This window comes from Methanosarcina baikalica (assembly GCF_031461075.1).
Taxonomy (GTDB): domain Archaea; phylum Halobacteriota; class Methanosarcinia; order Methanosarcinales; family Methanosarcinaceae; genus Methanosarcina; species Methanosarcina baikalica.
On record NZ_JAVKPK010000074.1, the window covers coordinates 1 to 17,071 of the forward strand.

Annotated in this window: 19 protein-coding genes; 11 read left to right on the forward strand and 8 right to left on the reverse strand. The window is 41.3% G+C overall.

Features of this window, described 5'->3' with window-relative positions; translation table 11 throughout:
• Window positions 1-118 precede the first annotated feature (118 nt).
• Together groL and groES are read right to left on the reverse strand one after the other, a co-directional pair.
• Window positions 119-1,729, reverse strand: coding sequence for a chaperonin GroEL (gene groL / locus RG963_RS14090; protein ID WP_310576915.1), 1,611 nt, complete (start codon window positions 1,727-1,729; stop codon window positions 119-121).
• A gap of 86 nt (window positions 1,730-1,815) precedes the next feature.
• Complete coding sequence (gene groES, locus RG963_RS14095; RefSeq protein ID WP_310576916.1) at window positions 1,816-2,100, reverse strand: co-chaperone GroES; 285 nt, start codon at window positions 2,098-2,100, stop codon at window positions 1,816-1,818.
• Window positions 2,101-2,337: 237 nt separating this feature from the next.
• On the opposite strand from groES, the gene RG963_RS14100 reads away from it, so the two are divergent.
• The gene (locus RG963_RS14100) at window positions 2,338-2,745 is read left to right on the forward strand and encodes an ArsR family transcriptional regulator (RefSeq protein WP_310576917.1); all 408 of its coding nucleotides are present in this window, start codon (window positions 2,338-2,340) and stop codon (window positions 2,743-2,745) included.
• An 89-nt stretch (window positions 2,746-2,834) separates the two neighbouring features.
• Complete coding sequence (locus tag RG963_RS14105; RefSeq protein WP_310576918.1) at window positions 2,835-3,977, forward strand: DUF362 domain-containing protein; 1,143 nt, start codon at window positions 2,835-2,837, stop codon at window positions 3,975-3,977.
• Window positions 3,978-4,123: 146 nt separating this feature from the next.
• On the opposite strand, the gene RG963_RS14110 is transcribed toward RG963_RS14105, so the two are convergent.
• The 3 genes from RG963_RS14110 to RG963_RS14120 form a co-directional block, all read right to left on the reverse strand.
• Window positions 4,124-4,321 carry a hypothetical protein gene (locus tag RG963_RS14110; RefSeq protein ID WP_310576919.1) on the reverse strand — a complete coding sequence of 66 codons (198 nt, stop codon included), beginning with the start codon at window positions 4,319-4,321 and terminating at the stop codon, window positions 4,124-4,126.
• Window positions 4,322-4,442: 121 nt separating this feature from the next.
• On the reverse strand, window positions 4,443-5,660 hold the full coding sequence (locus RG963_RS14115; RefSeq protein WP_310576920.1) for a PRC-barrel domain-containing protein: 1,218 nt from the start codon (window positions 5,658-5,660) through the stop codon (window positions 4,443-4,445).
• Window positions 5,661-5,807: 147 nt separating this feature from the next.
• A complete protein-coding gene (locus tag RG963_RS14120) occupies window positions 5,808-6,200 on the reverse strand; it encodes a PRC-barrel domain-containing protein (protein WP_310576921.1) in 393 nt (130 codons plus the stop codon).
• A gap of 569 nt (window positions 6,201-6,769) precedes the next feature.
• On the opposite strand from RG963_RS14120, the gene RG963_RS14125 reads away from it, so the two are divergent.
• Entirely contained in the window at window positions 6,770-6,988 is a 219-nt protein-coding gene (locus tag RG963_RS14125; protein ID WP_310576922.1) for a transcriptional regulator, read from the forward strand.
• A 65-nt stretch (window positions 6,989-7,053) separates the two neighbouring features.
• On the opposite strand, the gene RG963_RS14130 is transcribed toward RG963_RS14125, so the two are convergent.
• Window positions 7,054-7,665, reverse strand: a complete 612-nt coding sequence (locus RG963_RS14130) for a hypothetical protein (protein ID WP_310576923.1) — start codon at window positions 7,663-7,665, stop codon at window positions 7,054-7,056.
• 476 nt (window positions 7,666-8,141) lie between these two features.
• Here RG963_RS14130 and RG963_RS14135 point away from each other — a divergent pair, with 476 nt between their 5' ends.
• The 3 genes from RG963_RS14135 to RG963_RS14145 all read left to right on the forward strand — a co-directional run bounded on the left by RG963_RS14135 (window position 8,142) and on the right by RG963_RS14145 (window position 10,280).
• Window positions 8,142-8,414, forward strand: coding sequence for a hypothetical protein (locus tag RG963_RS14135; RefSeq protein ID WP_310576924.1), 273 nt, complete (start codon window positions 8,142-8,144; stop codon window positions 8,412-8,414).
• Between the two features lie 462 nt (window positions 8,415-8,876).
• Window positions 8,877-9,530, forward strand: coding sequence for a phosphoribosyltransferase (locus RG963_RS14140; protein WP_310576926.1), 654 nt, complete (start codon window positions 8,877-8,879; stop codon window positions 9,528-9,530).
• Window positions 9,531-9,602: 72 nt separating this feature from the next.
• Window positions 9,603-10,280 carry a dienelactone hydrolase family protein gene (locus RG963_RS14145; protein ID WP_310576927.1) on the forward strand — a complete coding sequence of 226 codons (678 nt, stop codon included), beginning with the start codon at window positions 9,603-9,605 and terminating at the stop codon, window positions 10,278-10,280.
• Window positions 10,281-10,862: 582 nt separating this feature from the next.
• Here the strand turns inward: RG963_RS14145 and RG963_RS14150 are convergent.
• A complete protein-coding gene (locus tag RG963_RS14150; protein ID WP_310576928.1) occupies window positions 10,863-12,023 on the reverse strand; it encodes a right-handed parallel beta-helix repeat-containing protein in 1,161 nt (386 codons plus the stop codon).
• Window positions 12,024-12,415: 392 nt separating this feature from the next.
• The gene (locus RG963_RS14155; protein ID WP_310576929.1) at window positions 12,416-12,586 is read right to left on the reverse strand and encodes a hypothetical protein; all 171 of its coding nucleotides are present in this window, start codon (window positions 12,584-12,586) and stop codon (window positions 12,416-12,418) included.
• Window positions 12,587-12,896: 310 nt separating this feature from the next.
• Here RG963_RS14155 and RG963_RS14160 point away from each other — a divergent pair, with 310 nt between their 5' ends.
• The 5 genes from RG963_RS14160 to RG963_RS14180 all read left to right on the forward strand — a co-directional run bounded on the left by RG963_RS14160 (window position 12,897) and on the right by RG963_RS14180 (window position 17,025).
• Complete coding sequence (locus RG963_RS14160) at window positions 12,897-13,364, forward strand: GerW family sporulation protein (protein WP_310576930.1); 468 nt, start codon at window positions 12,897-12,899, stop codon at window positions 13,362-13,364.
• Between the two features lie 144 nt (window positions 13,365-13,508).
• Window positions 13,509-14,336, forward strand: coding sequence for a DUF2953 domain-containing protein (locus RG963_RS14165; RefSeq protein ID WP_310576931.1), 828 nt, complete (start codon window positions 13,509-13,511; stop codon window positions 14,334-14,336).
• 34 nt (window positions 14,337-14,370) lie between these two features.
• The gene (locus RG963_RS14170; protein ID WP_310576932.1) at window positions 14,371-15,333 is read left to right on the forward strand and encodes a beta-ribofuranosylaminobenzene 5'-phosphate synthase; all 963 of its coding nucleotides are present in this window, start codon (window positions 14,371-14,373) and stop codon (window positions 15,331-15,333) included.
• The gene (locus RG963_RS14175) at window positions 15,334-16,344 is read left to right on the forward strand and encodes an NOP5/NOP56 family protein (RefSeq protein ID WP_310576933.1); all 1,011 of its coding nucleotides are present in this window, start codon (window positions 15,334-15,336) and stop codon (window positions 16,342-16,344) included.
• Window positions 16,345-17,025 carry a fibrillarin-like rRNA/tRNA 2'-O-methyltransferase gene (locus RG963_RS14180; RefSeq protein ID WP_310576934.1) on the forward strand — a complete coding sequence of 227 codons (681 nt, stop codon included), beginning with the start codon at window positions 16,345-16,347 and terminating at the stop codon, window positions 17,023-17,025.
• The last annotated feature ends 46 nt before the right edge of the window (window positions 17,026-17,071 follow it).

The window sequence follows — 17,071 nt, forward strand, 5'->3', positions numbered from 1 at the left end:
ATAAAAGAAAATAAGAACTGAAAAATGCAGAAAAAAGAGAAAATAAGTAGGAGAAAATATAGGAGAAAAAGACGGAAAACCAAGAGAATATGGAAAAAATAAAATAAAAAAATTAAAATTAGATGATGATTGCAGATGTCCTTTCATCCTTTTCTTCATCGAAGTCAGTGACGAGGGCCTCAGTTGTAAGCACCATTCCAGCAATTGAGGCAGCGTTCTGGAGGCCGCTTCTCACTACTTTTGTAGGATCGATAACACCTGCTTCGAAAAGGTCTTCAAAAACGTCTTTCTTTGCATTGTACCCGAAGAGCTCATTTGATTCGGCCCTGATGGTTGCAACAACTTCAGCGCCTTCTCTACCTGCATTTATAGCGATTTGGCGTACTGGCTCCTCGATAGCTCTCTGGACTATCTTTAAGCCTACTTGCCTATCGCCTTCAAGCTTCAGAGAGTCGAGGATGGAAGTTGCACGGAAAAGACTTACTCCGCCCCCGGTGACAACTCCTTCTTCGACTGCGGCTTTTGTGGCATTGAGAGCGTCGTCGATTCTCATCTTTTTCTCCTTCAGCTCAGTTTCGGTTGCAGCGCCCACTTTGATTACTGCGACGCCGCCTCCTAACTTTGCCTGGCGTTTTTTGAGTTCAGTTTTTCTGTAATCAGCCTCGACAATGTTAATCTGGGATTCTATTACCCTGACCCTTTCATTGATCTTTGCTTTGTCGCCTCTGCCTTCTACAATAATGGTCTTATGGTTGTCAACTGTGACTTTCCGGGCATTTCCGAGCATGTAGTCATCGAATTCCTCAAGCTTCATGCCCTTTTCTTCACTGACCACCTGACCGCCAGTCAGAACTGCAATATCTTCAAGCATCTCCTTTCTCTCATTTCCGAATCCAGGAGCTTTGACAGCACATACCCTCAGGGCTCCGCGGATAATATTCAGGATCAGGGCTGCCTGGGCATCCCCATCAACATCCTCGGCAATGATCAGGAGGGAACGTCCTTCAGAGGCGACTTTTTCAAGCACGGGGACAATCTGCTTCATGCTGTTGATTTTCTTGTCCGTGATAAGGATATAGGGATCGTCGAACTCGCAGATCATCTTCTCGGTATCAGTTGCCATATAGGGAGAAACAAACCCGCGGTCGAATTGCATTCCTTCTACAACATCCAGACTTGTTTCCATTGTTTTGGAATCCTCAACAGTAATTACCCCGTTGTAGCCGACTTTTTCCATAGCATCTGCGATAAGGTTGCCTATTTCCTCATCGTTGTTTGCAGAAATAGTAGCAACCTGTATGATGTTCTCTTTGCCTTTTACCTCAACACTCTTATTCTTGAGGTAGCTCACAACTTTTTCTGTTGCAATCTCGATACCTTTCTTGACATCTATCGGGTTTGCTCCGGCACTGATATTTTTCAGGCCTTCCCGGATCATGCTCTGAGCAAGGAGGGTTGCAGTAGTTGTCCCGTCTCCGGTGTTATCCTGGGTTTTGGATGCAACTTCCTTGACAAGCTTAGCCCCCATATTTTCGAACTTATCGTGAAGCTCTATTTCTTTTGCGATGGTTACTCCGTCATTTGTGACCACAGGTTTTGTGCTTTTGTCCAGCACCACATAACGGCCCTTAGGCCCGAGAGTTATCTTGACGGTGTTCGCAACTTTATCCACACCATTTAAGAGCGCCTTTCTGGCACTTTCATCAAACATTATTTGCTTTGAAGCCATCTATATTCACCTTGATTGATATCAGATATTTTCCTGGATTAAATTGAGTTTACTCCCACTATTATATTATTAAGAACAGGCGGAATTCAACATTTTTCGTCCACAATTGTTGCCATGATATCCTTAAAATCGACAAAAACATACTTTTCATCATCTAATTCAATTTCATCAGCCTGATATCCCCCATAAATAACACGGTCGCCTTTTTTCAGGGGCAGTTCTTTCCCGTCTTCAAAAGTCCCCACGGCTATTACAATTCCTTCCTTTTTTTCCTGCCGTGCAGATTCAGGAATGTAGATACCACCTTTTGTCACTTCTTCCTTCTGCTGGTGTTTGAGTAATACTCGTTCGCCAATAGGTCTGATAATCATTATTTTATTCCTCCTTATGCACAAATGATCCTGTATTAGCCGAACATTAAATCGTAGTTATAGTCAATATAGGATTGATGAACGTATTGAGCTGTGAAACGCTCAACTATCTTAACATAATGCAAAACTTGTATTTAAAAATTACCAGGAAAAATGAATATGATGACTAAAAAATAGAAACGATATCTACAAATTTGAATAAAATATATATATGTGAAACTCCAAAATATTACCCAGATGGTTCAGGAGATCATTTTAAGAAACATTGAAAAACCGCATATCAAAAACCTGGAAGAGAACCTGTTATGGTTCTGTGATAGCTTCGGCTTTTCTTCGGGCAGGGACACCGAAAATACAGCTACCAGGATAATTTTTAGCCTGCTTGATAAACTCTCAAACGACGAGGCAACATCTTCGGAAGCCCTTGCTGTAGACCTTGGGATAAAAATATCAAGAGTTAACCACCATCTCAGGAACCTTAACGATTCGGGCCTTCTTTACAGGAAAAAACGCCTTATATATCTGCGGGGGGGCAGCTTGAAAGTTGCAGTAAGGGAAATGCGAAAGGATTCGGAAAGGATTTTCGATGAACTCGAAAACATAGCTGAAGAAATAGATTCTATGATAGGAATTAAAAATCGATAAAAGAAAAAATTAAGAAAAGAATTCGAGAAAAATGCCAGTAAATTCGAACCGGAAAGAAATTTAATAATAAGCCCATTTATTTTCCAGCCGTGAGTAAAGTCTCCATAGTCCGCTGCCCTGATTATTCTGACGCAAAGAAAGCAATAGCGGAGGCTTTAGACCTTCTCGGAGGCCTTGAAAAGATAATTCAGCCCGGAGACCGCGTACTTCTGAAACCAAATATTCTTGCAGCCAGTCCTCCAGAGAACGCAGTAACCACTCATCCCTCCTTAGTAGCCTCGATGTGCGAGTTCGTGCTTCAGGCAGGAGGAAAGCCTATAGTCGGAGACGGAGCTGGAATCTCAAGGCCAGGAGCCACTTCAAAAGCTCTGAAAGTTTCAGGTATAGAAGAAGCTGCCAGACAGGCAGGAGCCATGGTAGTAAATTTCGAAACTGCGGGCTTTACCCTGGTAGATATCCCTGACCCCCTGCAATTCCGGAAATTATATATTGCAAATCCTGTCCTTGAAGCCGATGTTGTAATATCCCTTCCAAAATTAAAAACCCATGAACTTACCTATTACACAGGCGCGGTTAAGAACTTTTTCGGGACGCTTCCTCTAAGGTGCCGAAAAGAGATACATCTCCTTGGAAAAAGAGATCTTTTTGGAGAAGCTGTTGCAGACGTATACTCTGCTGTCAGGCCCAGCTTTGCGGTTATGGATGGGATTATGGGTATGGAAGGAAATGGTCCTTCTCACGGAAAGCCTGTAAATTCCGGTGTAATCCTGGCAAGCCCGGATTGTGTTTCCCTGGATATCGTTGCTGCGGAAATGATTGGCTTTGACCCCCTCAAAGTTCCCACAACTGCAGGCGCTGTCAAAAAAGGTTTCGGGAACCAGTGCCCTGGTGTGGTTGGAACTCCTTTAAAAGAAGTCAAAATGAAATTCAAACAATCCAGCGGAGGAGTCAGCACGGCCCCTTCTTTTCTTACCCATAGCCTAGGTAAATACTATAACATTTATCCCAGGATCAACAGGAGAAAATGTACCCGCTGCGGAGCTTGCTATCTGAATTGTTCTCCCCATGCCGTGGAACGGCTTGAAGACGGAAGTTTCAGGATAAATCAGGAGAAGTGTATCTTGTGTTACTGCTGTCGCGAACTTTGCCCAAATAATGCGGTAGAAATTAAAAAATCGCTGCTTGCAAAGCTTTTGACAGAAAAAGAAAATTTAATTCGTAAAATAGACTAATAATTAGAAAAAATAAAAATACGAGCTAAAAAAAAACCAAAATAAGAGCTTAAATTTATTTCATAGTTATTGAAGTCAATTTTAAAGTGCCAAAAGCACTTTTACTATGAACCCTATTTAATCCAGGGAGACATGATATGTCTCCCTTATTTGTTTATTACTTGTATTTTTGTTCCCGCCTCTCCGCTATCATCTTTTCTCTTTCTAGCTGCTCCCGTTTCTCTTTGTCTCTCTTTCTCTCCCAGTTTTTCTATTCTTTTTCCTAGTCCTGCTTTTTCTTGTCCTATTATTCTTTTTTCAACTTTCCCTAGTTGCCCTTGTTTCTCCCTCTCTACTCTGGACATTCTTTCGGGTTCTGCCTCTCTGGGAATTCCAGTTTATTTCTCTTTCCATCCGGGTTATTCTTTCAGATTCGTTCTCACCCGAGATTCCTGTTGAGATTCCTTTTTGTCCTGCAGTCACTGTCTACCAGTAAAACTGGTATCCATAGTAAGTGTAGATACTGGAGAGTTCCCCACGAGTTAAAGGCCAGTTATCCTTATCAAAGCCTTCTGCCTTTTCTAGGACATCCTTGGGGATATCAAGGGTGAAAGCGTGATCATGAACTCTCAATGAAAGAGCCTGCCAGGGGATAGCAAATAGCTTATCGGCCATTCCCAGGAACCCACCAAAAGAAAGTACAGCATACGCTATCCTACCCTTTTCAAGGTCAATCATTAATTCTTCAATCTTCCCAAGTTCCTCTCCGGTTCTATTGACGACCTTGTCCTTTTTTATCGTGCCTGCTGATAGAAATTCTGGACCGCCTGAACCTTCCATAGCTCCCATCCGAGCCATCCTTTCGGATTCAGTCTCACCCAAGATTCCTGTTGAGACTCCTGCTGCTTGTGCTGCCATTCCGGTCTGCCAGTAAGGCTGGTATCCGTAGTAAGTGTAAGTACTGGAGAGTTCCTCACGAGTCAAAGGCCACCTGTCCTTATCAAAGCCTTCTGCTTTATGAAAGGTTTCTTTAGGAATATCAAGGACAAAAGCGTGTTCATGAACTCTGAGAGTAAGAGCCTGCCAGGGAATAGCAAACAATTTGCTGCCTATACCCAGTATTCCACCGTGTGAGAGTACGGCATATGCTATTTTTCCATCTTGAAGATCAATCATTAATTCTTCAATCTTCCCAACGTCATCTCCAGCTTTATTGACGACCTTATCCCCTTTTATTGTGCTAGCTGACAAAAATTCAGGACTGCCTCTGCCTCCCGTACTTCCCCTTGAGGACATTCTTTGTGATTCTGTCTCACCAGGCAACCCAATTCTTTCTGTGGCCCCTATCTGCCAGTAAGGATGGTATCCATAATAGCTGTACACAGTGGAAAGCCACTCACGGTTAGTCGTAGGCCAGTTATCCTTATCAAAACCTTCTGCCCTTTCAAGAGTTTCTTTAGGAATATCAAGTAAAAAGGCATGCTCGTGCAGCCTCAGCGAAAAAGCTTTCCAAGGAATGGCAAATAACTTGTCGCCCATACCCAGTAATCCACCAAATGAAAGTACAGCGTATGCTACTCTTCCATCCTGGAGATCGATCATTAATTCTTCAATTTTCCCAAGGTCCTCTCCTGCTCTATTGACGACCTTATCCCCTTTTATTGTGCTAGCTGACAAAAAATCCGGATTATTTCTATCTGCCATAGTTTCAACTCCCTAATTTTTAGAAAGGGTATATTTTAAAGCTTGTACCCCCAGCACAACTTCAAAATTCCTCTCCGATTAAGTTCGCCCCGGCCATCCAATTTTCCAGTGAGGTTGATGGCTGCACCTGCTGTTTATTTTACAAGTTTATATGTTACCTGGTCGAGCCTCTATCCTTTCTGTCTGCCAGTAAGGCTGGTATCCGTAGAATTTGTACATAGTGGCAAGCCATTCGCGATTAGTTGCAGGCCAGTTGTCTTTATCAAAACCTTCTGCTTTTTCCAGGGTTTCTTTTGGAATATCAAGTAAAAAGGCGTGCTCATGCACTCTCAGAGTAAGAGCATTCCAGGGAATAGCAAATAATTTATTACCCATACCCAGGAATCCACCAAAAGAAAGTACGGCATATGCTATCCTTCCATCCTGAAGATCAATCATTAATTCTTCGATCTTCCCAAGGTCCTCCCCAGCTCTATTGACGACCTTATCCCCTTTTATTGTGCTTGCTGACAAAAATTCAGGATCACCTCTATCTGCCATAGTTCCAACTCCTTAAATTTCAGGAAATATTCATTTTAAAGCGTATGCCTATCAGGCACAACTTCAAAACCTCTCCCCGATTAATATTATTTTTCGATGTTACTTAAAACTACCGGAATCGTTAAAAGTAATATTTTATGTTACTAAGTAAAAAGTTATGGATAAACGTTAGAAAGATAAGGCAGAGAAAAAAAATATTTTTCTGCAAAAGCTTTCCTTTACCTTGGAAGATATTGGACTGGCAAACAACCTTAAATAGACAGGAAAATAATTTCCTGCGGCAAAAATGTCCTCCTGAAACTTACAATTAAAAAGGAAAATGTAAGAGAAAAAGATTTTTCATTGATTTTGGGAGTTAAATTTTTGCAGTTCTTCAAGGTTCTCTTAAGAACATTTTAGAAACACATGAGAAAAGCCTGCAGATGCTGAAAAAATAGAAAATCCTCCAATTAAGTTATAACTTTTTCCTTTTTATCTTTTTGGAAGATCTTTTAACTCAGAACGCCGAAAATAGGTATTAAAAGAATTTTTCAGATAATTTCTGCAATCGGACCTTTGAAGGTGATAAGATGTTTCATATGTTTATAGATACCGAATACGCTCCGGAAAAATGCTCTCTTTGTAGTGGAACCGGGCATGATGGAAGTGGAACTTGTGAAGCTTGCGGAGGACAGGGGGATGTACTCGTTGCCCAGCCTGCAATAATATGTCCTCTCTGCAATGGGGCAGGCTACCTGGAAATAGGGATGTGTAGAGCCTGTGGAGGAAGTGGTTGGGCTCTTCTCTGAAAAAAGAAATTCCCAGAAATGATAGCATGTCGGAAAACAATTTATCAGGAATCCGCCCTGAATTCTCAAGAAAATTCTCTTTTTTGCCTTGCCAGAACTTCTGCCTTTTTATCTTTGGGAAGGCAATCAAAGCAAGTTTCATAGTTTAAGGACTTATATTTATTCCTGCACACAGGGCAGAGATTCATACCCTTAAGACTTGCAAAATGACACCGTTTGCAAAGTGCAATTGCGTTTGTCAGAGATTCGTATTCTTCCCCTGCTTTTTTAATCTCTTCTTCGATCAGCTCTTTAATTCCGCTTTCTTCAAGCCATTCATGATAAAGATTTTTAAAGCTTCCTTCTCCTGAGTCTTCAACAAGCACTTCAATATACTGTTCTACAAGGTCAGTATGGTCAGGCTCGGTTTTATGCACTGTTGAAGCTTTATGCCAGGCAGGATGACTTTTATGGCGGTGCTTACCAGTTGATGTGCAATTAAATTTCTGGTATTTTTCCCTATAAACTTCCCTGAACCTGACATATGCAGCACTATAAATCTCGGAGCTGATCTGTGCCGGAGAAAAAGCCCTGGGAGTATGAATGCATAGGGAATCGGAAACCCCGCACCACGCACAGGTTTTGCCTTTGAGAAACTCGGCCCTTTTTTCTTTCCATTCCTTTGTGTTGCGTTTCATATAATTGCCCTTGGAAAACTTTTTCAAATGAAGGCGCGAAAAAAGAGTTCAGCAGGATATATCTGAATAATACTTGTAACCTGAAATAAATAATTGTGCTCATTCGATTGAAAAGCACTTAAGAAGTCTCATGAAATAATTATACATCAGCAAAAATAAAAAAACAAATTTAGGAAAGACGTAATAATACACAAAATGCCTGATTATAACAAGAATTTTGGAGATAGCAAGCTCGAAAGGGATAAAATAGGAGAGGACTTCGATTAATAAAGTAATTTTCATACTGTTCATAATTTTGGTAACTTTCGCATCCGTCTGCGTTGAGATAGAGCCTGAAGGCTCAGAAGATGCAAAGATAATTCATAAAAAGTAAGGAGGGCTTGTAGTCCAGAAAATGAAGGTACAGAAGTTAATTGTAAACAGCACGAGCATTGTATTTACAACGTCTGACGCAGAAGGAAGATTCATGAAAAGATATGAAAAGCCTTTCATTGAAAGCGGTTTCGAAGATCTTGTCAGCCGGTTTGAAAAAAGGGTTCTCTGAGATGAAAGACCGCTATACTTCTCAGGAAGGGCAATCTGTAATTGCGGATGTGGGGGTACTGGAGATAAGACTGACTGAAAAAGATAGAGCAAAAAACGTAACTGGAGATCCTTACTCTTCACAATATATGCCTGAAAGCCTCCAGGAAATTGATTCTGCACTGATCGAACTCAGAGCTTATGCCCTATCTACCGCGCCTGAATAAGCTGAGAAAATAGCTGAGATCTGGATAAAAAATGCACCCACATACAGCTTCGACGGCTCTGGGCTGAAACTGGAAAAACATGAAGTGCTGGAGATAATTCCCGAGAAGCACATTCTGACTTATACGTTTACAAGCAGACATGGAGGCTTCAGGGAAAGCATGCGTAAGAAAGTTTGAAACCAGTTAGTTGACAATTATCCCAGGGGGAATTGCGGTATCCATTTCCAGATAAACCTTTTCAAGGATCACTTTCCACAATAAAACAGGAAAGAACTTGAAAAATGGAATAAATAGTTTCAAATTTTTTTACTTCCACTTGGCCCCGATTCAATTAAAAGAGTAATATAATAGTTTAAATTTAAATTAATAATCTATACATTTAAGGCTTTGAAAATAGATACTATAAATTAACATAGCTTATCTTACCAATTAATTCAGTTCAATATGGGGTTGAAGGGACTAATGGCACTTTTTAAAGATAGAGTAGATGCAGGAAGAAAGCTGGCAAAAGAACTTTCAAAGTATGCAAACCGTCCAGATGTACTTATACTGGCTCTTCCACGTGGTGGAGTTCCGGTGGCTTTTGAAGTTGCAAAGGAACTCAATGTAAAAATGGATGTTTTTATAGTGCGAAAGTTAGGAGTGCCAGGAAATGAAGAGCTGGCAATGGGAGCGATTGCCTCTGACAATATCCGCGTGCTGAATGATGACGTGATCAGGTCTTTTCACATATCTGAACAGGTAATTGATTCGGTAGCTGCGAATGAGCTTAGTGAAATTAAACGCAGGGAACGCACTTATCGTGGAGATAGGCCCAAGCCGGAGATAAGCGGTTCGACTATAATTTTGATAGATGACGGACTTGCGACAGGTGCAACAATGCGTGCAGCGGCTGCTGCCCTTAAAACTAAAAACCCGGCTAAAATAGTGGTTGCAGTTCCTACGGCTGCGCCTGATACATGCAGGTTCTTTGAAAAAAAGGTCGATGAAGTAATATGTGTTGCTACACCTGAACCTTTCTATGGGGTAGGAGCCTGGTATGAGAATTTCAGTCAAACTGCCGACGAAGAAGTCTGTGAACTACTGGATAAGGCAAGGAGCCTTCCGGCGAAATAAAGTTCAGACAAGCCTGATGTCTACCCACTTGCAGACCTGTGAGTTATAATAAAGTCTTTTTGGGGGGTTAATATGACCGAATTATCGAATACTGAAAGGAATGCCGAGGTCCGCATTCCAATTGGCTCAATCTATCTTGATGGAAAACTGGATATTCCTGCGGGAGCGAGGGGAATTGTCGTTTTTGTGCACGGAAGCGGAAGCAGCCGTCATAGCCCACGCAACCAGTACGTTGCACAGGAACTTCAAAGAAATGGGCTTGCAACCCTTTTATTTGATCTCCTGACAGCGGAAGAAGAAAGGATCGATATGATAACGCGCGAGCTCCGCTTTGATATTGATATGCTTTCAAAAAGGCTTATTGATACAACTAGATGGCTTTTAGATAGGCCGGATACTAAAAAGCTTAATCTTGGTTACTTTGGAGCCAGTACAGGTGCTGCAGCCGCACTCATAGCTGCAAGAGAATATTCTGATATCGTAAAAGCAGTGGTCTCCAGAGGAGGACGGCCTGACCTTGCTGAAAGTGCATTGATGTATGTAAAGGCACCGACATTGTTTATTGTAGGCGGAAAAGACACTCAGGTAATCGACCTGAACCAGTGGGCTTTAGACAAGACGGGGGCACTTGAAAAAAGATTAGAGATTGTTCCGGGTGCTACCCATCTTTTTGAAGAGCAGGGAGCGTTAGAAGAAGTTGCCCGTTTAGCCGGGGACTGGTTTAAAATATATCTATTGGAGAGAAGATAATAAGCTATATATTCATATTTACAATATTTTTGGATTGGCATCTAAAATAAGGGGCAAAAAGTAAAAACTGGCAGAAAAAAGCCCATGAATTTACCTCAAATTTTTACTTTTGTATTTTTCCTTTAATTCCCCAGAGCTATTAAACCAGATACCGAATCTCGTTCCATGATCGCTATTTAGTGTTAATCTTAAAAATACAAAAAAATCAAAGTTGCGCTGGCGCATCCCGCAGTAAGCTGCGAGGTATTCTACTGAAATAAAGACCGGATAAAGATAATGCAAACTGTATTTATTCTCTAAACAGAAACTATGTTATAGACTTTAAAAGAGGTCAAAGGCAACAGATATTCCGGAGCTGAGAGACAAAGTTTGAAAGGTGAGTAGAAAACAATGAGAAAAACCTAATAAAAAAATAAAATGAAGGGATGAAACCTTCACCGACTATTTTTTTCGACGTCAAAACTTTACGTCAGCTTTTTTATTGCCTTCTGCTTGTTTTCTGTTAATCTTTTCACGCTCTCTTATACCCTAAAAGGACAATCAGTCACGCCATCTCGCAACTTATTTCCCACCAAGGAATTTTCACGCTTTTCCGTTCGTGTCTTCACCTGTACTTTCATTGTCTGCACGGGTTACATTATCCCCGACACTGATATTTCCGATACTTTCATTGTCTGCACGGGTTACATTATTCCCTACGCTGATATTCCCGGTACTTTCATTATCTTCAATAACTTGCTCAACAGTTATTGCGGCAGGTTTTGAAGCTGTACAGTTTGTGGTAGAAGTTACAAGAGGCAAATAGTCACAATTTTTCTCATCGAGAGAACAGGGTTCTTTGGCTATACCACAACCACTTACATCGAAATGAGTCTGGGTAAATCCATCTCCTGCAGGTGTAGCCCAGCAGTTTCCACCTATAGAAGAGCCGTTTATGATATTTTTTCCGGCGGTTCTTGTGGTGTTCCAGTTATTCGATTCAGCACAATCTCCAAAGTTCACATTTACTGTATTATTGAAATCATTATTATAAATCCGATTTTGATGGCCACCTGCACTTAAATCAAGACCCCGCTTGTTCAAGGTTATTTTATTATTAATTACAGTGTTTTCATCAGAGATCCCACCAAAAACGACACCTAGATCACTTTTTATAATCGTATTATTTTCAATTGTATTAACTAGGGAATCGGACATTACAATTCCCTTATTACAGTGTGAGATATAATTATCTTTTATCGTAGTTTCCTGGCAGTCTGCGAGCCCGATTCCTTCCTCACATTCCCTGATTTCATTATTACTTACTATATTTCCAAATCCAGTTAGACCTATCTCAACACCATTCTGACAATTTGATAATTTATTATTCTCAATCGTGCAATTACCCATCCAATCGCTGATAACAATTGCATCGGAGGCATTGGTACCCTTTATGCTAAAACCCTTAATCGTGACATTGTTCGCATAAATTCTAAAGCCTCCGGAGCCCTGCAGAACCGTATCATCAGGATTCTCTGACCTGGACATGATTACAAGATTATCAGTATTTATTTCAATATTCTCAGTATAGTTGCCAGGCTCTACAATTATGGTATCACCTGACTTTGCTTTGTCCACTGCCGCCTGTATCGACTCACCGTTATGTACAATAAGATCAGTTGCAACTGCGCTAATACTTGCAATCGCTTGAAGTGAAAGAACTACTGCAAATAAAATAAATATTGTCCTTTTTATTCGCCACATAACAAACATCCCAGTAAAGTATATTTTCAGTAAAGTGTATTTTCAGTAAAGTGTATTCAATTTAATTGACTACCAGAACTTTCGCCGTTGATTCAAATTGATTTATCAGTTAGATTATGAAGTTGGTTTAATGGATAAAAACGTTTTAAACCGGAGTTTTTAGAATAATAATATTGATATATATTTCCAACATTTCTTCCATTATATAAACTTAGCTAATGAAAATCCAGAGTTTCATTATTACTTACTATGTTTCCAAATCCGGTTAGATATGTCTTAACACCATTATGACAATTGATAATTTATGATTCTCAATCCTGCAATTAGTCGTCTAATCACTGATAACAATTGTATCGGAGGCATCGGCATCTCTTTGCTAAAACCCTTAATAGTTACGTTGTTCGCATAAATTCAAAAGCCTCGGGATTCCTGCACAACCGTATCATCAGGATTCTATTATCCGGACTGATTACGAGATTATCATTATTTATTACAATATTCTCAGCATAGATGCCAGGCTCTATAATAATTGTATCTCCTGACATTACTGTGTTCACTGCCACGTGTAGCGACTCACCGTTATGTGCAATAAGCTAAGTTGCAACTACTGTCGCGTCATTCCTCAAGGATTGAAAAATTCTGAATGGTTGTAATCGATTTTATACGACATTTTACTGCTGATGCGACACTACGGTAATACCATTAAATGAGAGTGGAAAAAATGATAAAAAACCTATTTATCCTTATAGACGAAACAGCATTATCCTTATAGACGAAACAGCATTATCCTTATAAACGAAACAGTATTATCCTTATAGACGAAACAACATTATCCTTATAACGAAACGATATACCAAATCGGGGATGGATAAGATGGGTGTAGAATCCACTATCAAAGAAATTGCAGGTGAACTTGAGAAAATCGCGACTACCAAAACCGTAGTTGGAGAGCCTATTACTGCTGCCGGAAAAACAATTATTCCAATTTCAAGGATTACTATGGGTTTCGGAGCAGGCGGTGGGGAAGGCAAGAAGGACACCGAATCCGGGTATGGAGGAGGCGGTGGGGCTGGCGCGAAAATCGAGCCCGTTGCATTCATTATGCTTTCTGAAGAGGAAGCCAGAATCTTCCGGATCTCTGAAAGGAACGATACCGGGTCAATTCTCAATTCAATTTCTGATCTTGTGCCTGAGGTTATGGATAAGCTCAAAGGCATGAGAGGCAAAAACAAAGAAGAAAGTAAATTGCAAGAAAAGGAAATTAAAGAAAAAGAAGCTCGAGAAAAGGAAACACTAGAAGAAACAGAGGTCAAGGTCGAAAAAGGAGGATGCTTCCACTAAATTTTCTGGAATTTAAATCCTTTTAAAGGATTTTTCCAGGAACCGGAACTCAGAGGTCTGGATTTTCAGGATAGTCAGGACTATCCTTTTTTCCAGAATTTGTTTAATATGCTGGCCATCTATCTTTTCCTACTAGTTTTTCTATTGATTTTATTCATACTTTTTACGGCAATAGGCTTTACTTTCAAGCTTAAAGTTCTCAGTCTGGAAGAAAAGAAAGAATTCGGAGGCGTATTTACTGTAAAATGGCTGCTTTTTTCCCATACTTTTTTAGTCGGAGAAACTGGGACAAAAGTGAACCTTTCCGAAGGACCGGAAGAGGAAAAAAAGGAAAGAGGAGTAAAAGATAAGCAAAGTGAAACAGGCATAGAAGGAACTCAAAAGAGTACAGAAGACATTATAAAAACACAGGGTAAAATTGAAGTGGAAAGAAGAACAGAGATTGAAGAAAAAAAACCGGAAGAAAAAAGAATACAAGTAAGTGAGAATAAAGAAAAAACAGGAATAATTGCTAAAATACGAGGAAAAAAGAAAATAAGGACCGAAAGTGAAGAAAAAGCAAAAGAGGGAATGACTACCAGAGAAAAGCTTCACTGGGGCCTGGAAGCATTTAAATCTCTAAGAAAACCTTTATTTTGTCTATTTTCCGATTTGCTAAATGGAATAAAAATTAAGCGTCTGGAATCTTACGTGACTTTTGGCTTTTCCGATCCGGCAGATACGGGCATTCTCTGTGGGTTTTTACATGCTATTACAGGATTGGCCTACAGCCGGTGCAGGCACTGCAATTTTTCCATTAATCCCGTATTCATGAATCCAATGCTGGACTTCCGAGGAAATGCGGAGATACGTGTAAAGATATATTCTATGATTTTCCCAGTCATTAAATTTATATTTAACAGAAAAACTGTATCTTTTACTTATTCTATTATTAAGGAAAAACTTAGGGGTAAATGGAAGTTTGACTCCTAAGCTTTATGAATAGGTAATGAGGATACAGATAAACATGATTAAAGTAGTGTCTCCATCCAGACTACATCTTACCCTGATAGATCTCAATGCAGAGCTCGGCAGGGTCGATGGGGGAGCAGGAATCGCCCTGGAATCTCCCTGCCTGGAAATTTCTGCAACTGAAGATGATACTATTGAAGTCTTCGGTGATCCTTTTCTCGCAGGCAGGATGCGAAAAGCTGCAGAAGCTTTGCTCCCGGCAGGAGAAGGAATTAGAATCCATATTAACGATAGTCTTCCTGATCACGTAGGGCTCGGCTCCGGGACCCAGGCTGCACTGTCAACAGCCGCAGCCGTAAATAAAATCTACGGACTTGGGAAAAGCGTTCGGGAGCTTGCAGTTGCTGTCGGTAGAGGCGGCACTTCTGGAATAGGGGTCGCTGCTTTTGAAAACGGCGGTTTCATTCTGGATGGTGGACACAAGTTCAAGGATAAAGGCGCATTTTCTCCTTCTGCGGCCAGCCACGTACCTCCAGGCCCTGTCCTTTTTAGAAGAAATTTTCCCGATTGGCCTATTGTTCTCGTAATCCCTAACAGTAAAGGGGCGCATGCTGAGGAAGAAGTGGACATCTTCAAAAAATGTTGTCCAATTCCCCTTGCCGAAGTTCAGGAAATTTGCCATGTAATTCTCATGCAGATGCTTCCTGCACTTGTGGAAGAAGACCTGGAAAGTTTCGGCAGGGCAATTAATCACTTCCAGATTACAGGTTTTAAGAGAAAAGAAGTTGAACTTCAGTCGCGCCCTGTTCTGGATATCATGGAGTACATGCGAGATAACGGAGCAAGCGGCGCAGGCATCAGTTCTTTCGGGCCAGTAGTTTACGGAATTGTCGGAAGCGCTGGCGAAGGCAAAAGGCTCCGGCAAGAAGCCCAGCGCATGCTTGACGAGTCTCTGGGCGGGAAAGTATTGCTCACAAAGGCAAAAAACCATGGTGCGGACATTTTTGGGGGGTCCTGATTGAAAGTAGATACCTGGTTTGGAGTCCTTGAGACAGGCGGTGTCGGGGAAATTACAGGATCCAGACTTATTTCAAAAGGCATCCGGGAGCTTGCCCTGTACTCTCTTTCTCTAAGGGACAGCAGGTTGAATCTTCCTCCTGAAGGCTTTGACCTGAAAGCCGCAGCTATCGAATGCGGATTTGTAGAATCCCCTGCGGAATACTACTCCCTATTACACGAAGTCACTTTGGAAGCTGCAAAACTCCAGGTCTCAGGAGCTCTAACTCCTGACCAGCGAATTATCCAGGCTGTGGAAGCTCTGGACGACATCAATGAAACGACAAACTCCCTTTCAGAAAGGCTTTTTGAATGGTACGGAGGCTATTTTCCCGAAAGCGGGCTAAGCGGAGAAACCCTTGCACTTTTTATTGTAAAATACGGTTCCCGTGATAATATTGATTCTGAAGATCCGCTTTATTCAAAAGCCAGGGATTCAATGGGCGCAAAACTTGAAGCTGCGGATGAAGCGCTTCTTAAAGGTTTTGCAGAAAGCGTCTGCAGCCTGTATGAACGAAGGAGACAGATCGAGGCTTATATTCAGAGCAGCATGGAATTGATCGCACCCAACCTGAACATTATCGCGGGCCCCATGCTCGGGGCAAGGTTGATAAGTATCGCAGGGAGCCTCGAAAAACTTGCTGTGTTCCCCTCCAGTACCATTCAGGTTATAGGAGCCAGTAAGGCTCTTTTCAAGCATCTCCGAGCTCGGGCTCCATCTCCGAAGCACGGCGTGATCTATAGCCACCCTTTAATAAATACCGCGCCCTGGTGGGTAAGGGGAAAGATAGCAAGAGCAGTTTCAGCAAAGCTTTCTCTTGCTGCACGCATTGATTTTTATTCAGGGAAAAAAGATATATCTCTTGCAGAAAAGCTTGAAACAAAGGTTCTGCAGATCAAGGCTTTGAACCCCAGACCTCCTCAAAAAAAGCAGGAAATCGGGGCAAAACTAAAGAAAAAGAGGAGGAAATAAATGCCTGAAGTCAAAAAGGTGTCGGAAGGGATTTTTGAGGTTGTAAAGGACAAAAAACAGCTTGCTACAAAGAACCTTGACCCTGGAAAAGCAGTTTATGGAGAAAAGCTGATCCCGGTTGAGGGAATTGAGTACCGTATATGGGACCCTCGTCGGAGCAAGCTTGGAGCTATGGTTCTCAAAAAATTTGAGATCCCCTTTAAGGAAGATTCTAAAGTTCTTTACCTTGGAGCGGCTTCAGGCACAACTGTCAGCCATGTCTCTGATATCGTCTCAGAAGGTGCCGTTTATGCAGTTGAGTTTGCCCCCCGAAGCATGAGAGATCTGATAGGGCTCGCATCAAGACGGAAAAATGTCCACCCAATTCTGGCTGATGCGGGAAGGCCGGACAGTTATTCCCATCTGGTTGAACCTGTGGACCTTATTTTCCAGGATGTTGCACAGCCCAACCAGGCAGAAATAGCTGCAAGGAATGCTTCCCGCTTTCTGAAAAAAAACGGATATCTCCTGCTTTCCATCAAGTCACGGAGTATCGACACTGCAGCAAATCCCAAAGAAATATTTAAGGAAGAAATAGGTAAACTTGAACAAGCTTTTGAGCCCAAATTCGAAATTCTTAATGCAAAGGACCTGATGCCTTATCATGAAGATCACCTTGCAGTTCTGGCAAAGTTGAAATGACACACCTGCTTTTAAGGAATTTTCTAGCTCGTTTAGAGAATGTATT

Coding starts and splice junctions, on each gene's coding strand:
- groES (WP_310576916.1), bottom strand. CDS start 2,100: ATGATTATCAGACCTATTGGCGAACGAGTATTACTCAAACACCAGCAG.
- RG963_RS14170 (WP_310576932.1), top strand. CDS start 14,371: ATGATTAAAGTAGTGTCTCCATCCAGACTACATCTTACCCTGATAGAT.
- RG963_RS14180 (WP_310576934.1), top strand. CDS start 16,345: ATGCCTGAAGTCAAAAAGGTGTCGGAAGGGATTTTTGAGGTTGTAAAG.
- RG963_RS14110 (WP_310576919.1), bottom strand. CDS start 4,321: ATGTCCAGAGTAGAGAGGGAGAAACAAGGGCAACTAGGGAAAGTTGAA.
- RG963_RS14130 (WP_310576923.1), bottom strand. CDS start 7,665: ATGAAACGCAACACAAAGGAATGGAAAGAAAAAAGGGCCGAGTTTCTC.
- RG963_RS14120 (WP_310576921.1), bottom strand. CDS start 6,200: ATGGCAGATAGAGGTGATCCTGAATTTTTGTCAGCAAGCACAATAAAA.
- RG963_RS14150 (WP_310576928.1), bottom strand. CDS start 12,023: ATGTGGCGAATAAAAAGGACAATATTTATTTTATTTGCAGTAGTTCTT.
- RG963_RS14115 (WP_310576920.1), bottom strand. CDS start 5,660: ATGGCAGATAGAAATAATCCGGATTTTTTGTCAGCTAGCACAATAAAA.
- RG963_RS14160 (WP_310576930.1), top strand. CDS start 12,897: ATGGGTGTAGAATCCACTATCAAAGAAATTGCAGGTGAACTTGAGAAA.
- RG963_RS14135 (WP_310576924.1), top strand. CDS start 8,142: ATGAAAAGCCTTTCATTGAAAGCGGTTTCGAAGATCTTGTCAGCCGGT.
- RG963_RS14125 (WP_310576922.1), top strand. CDS start 6,770: ATGTTTCATATGTTTATAGATACCGAATACGCTCCGGAAAAATGCTCT.
- RG963_RS14140 (WP_310576926.1), top strand. CDS start 8,877: ATGGCACTTTTTAAAGATAGAGTAGATGCAGGAAGAAAGCTGGCAAAA.
- groL (WP_310576915.1), bottom strand. CDS start 1,729: ATGGCTTCAAAGCAAATAATGTTTGATGAAAGTGCCAGAAAGGCGCTC.
- RG963_RS14145 (WP_310576927.1), top strand. CDS start 9,603: ATGACCGAATTATCGAATACTGAAAGGAATGCCGAGGTCCGCATTCCA.
- RG963_RS14100 (WP_310576917.1), top strand. CDS start 2,338: ATGGTTCAGGAGATCATTTTAAGAAACATTGAAAAACCGCATATCAAA.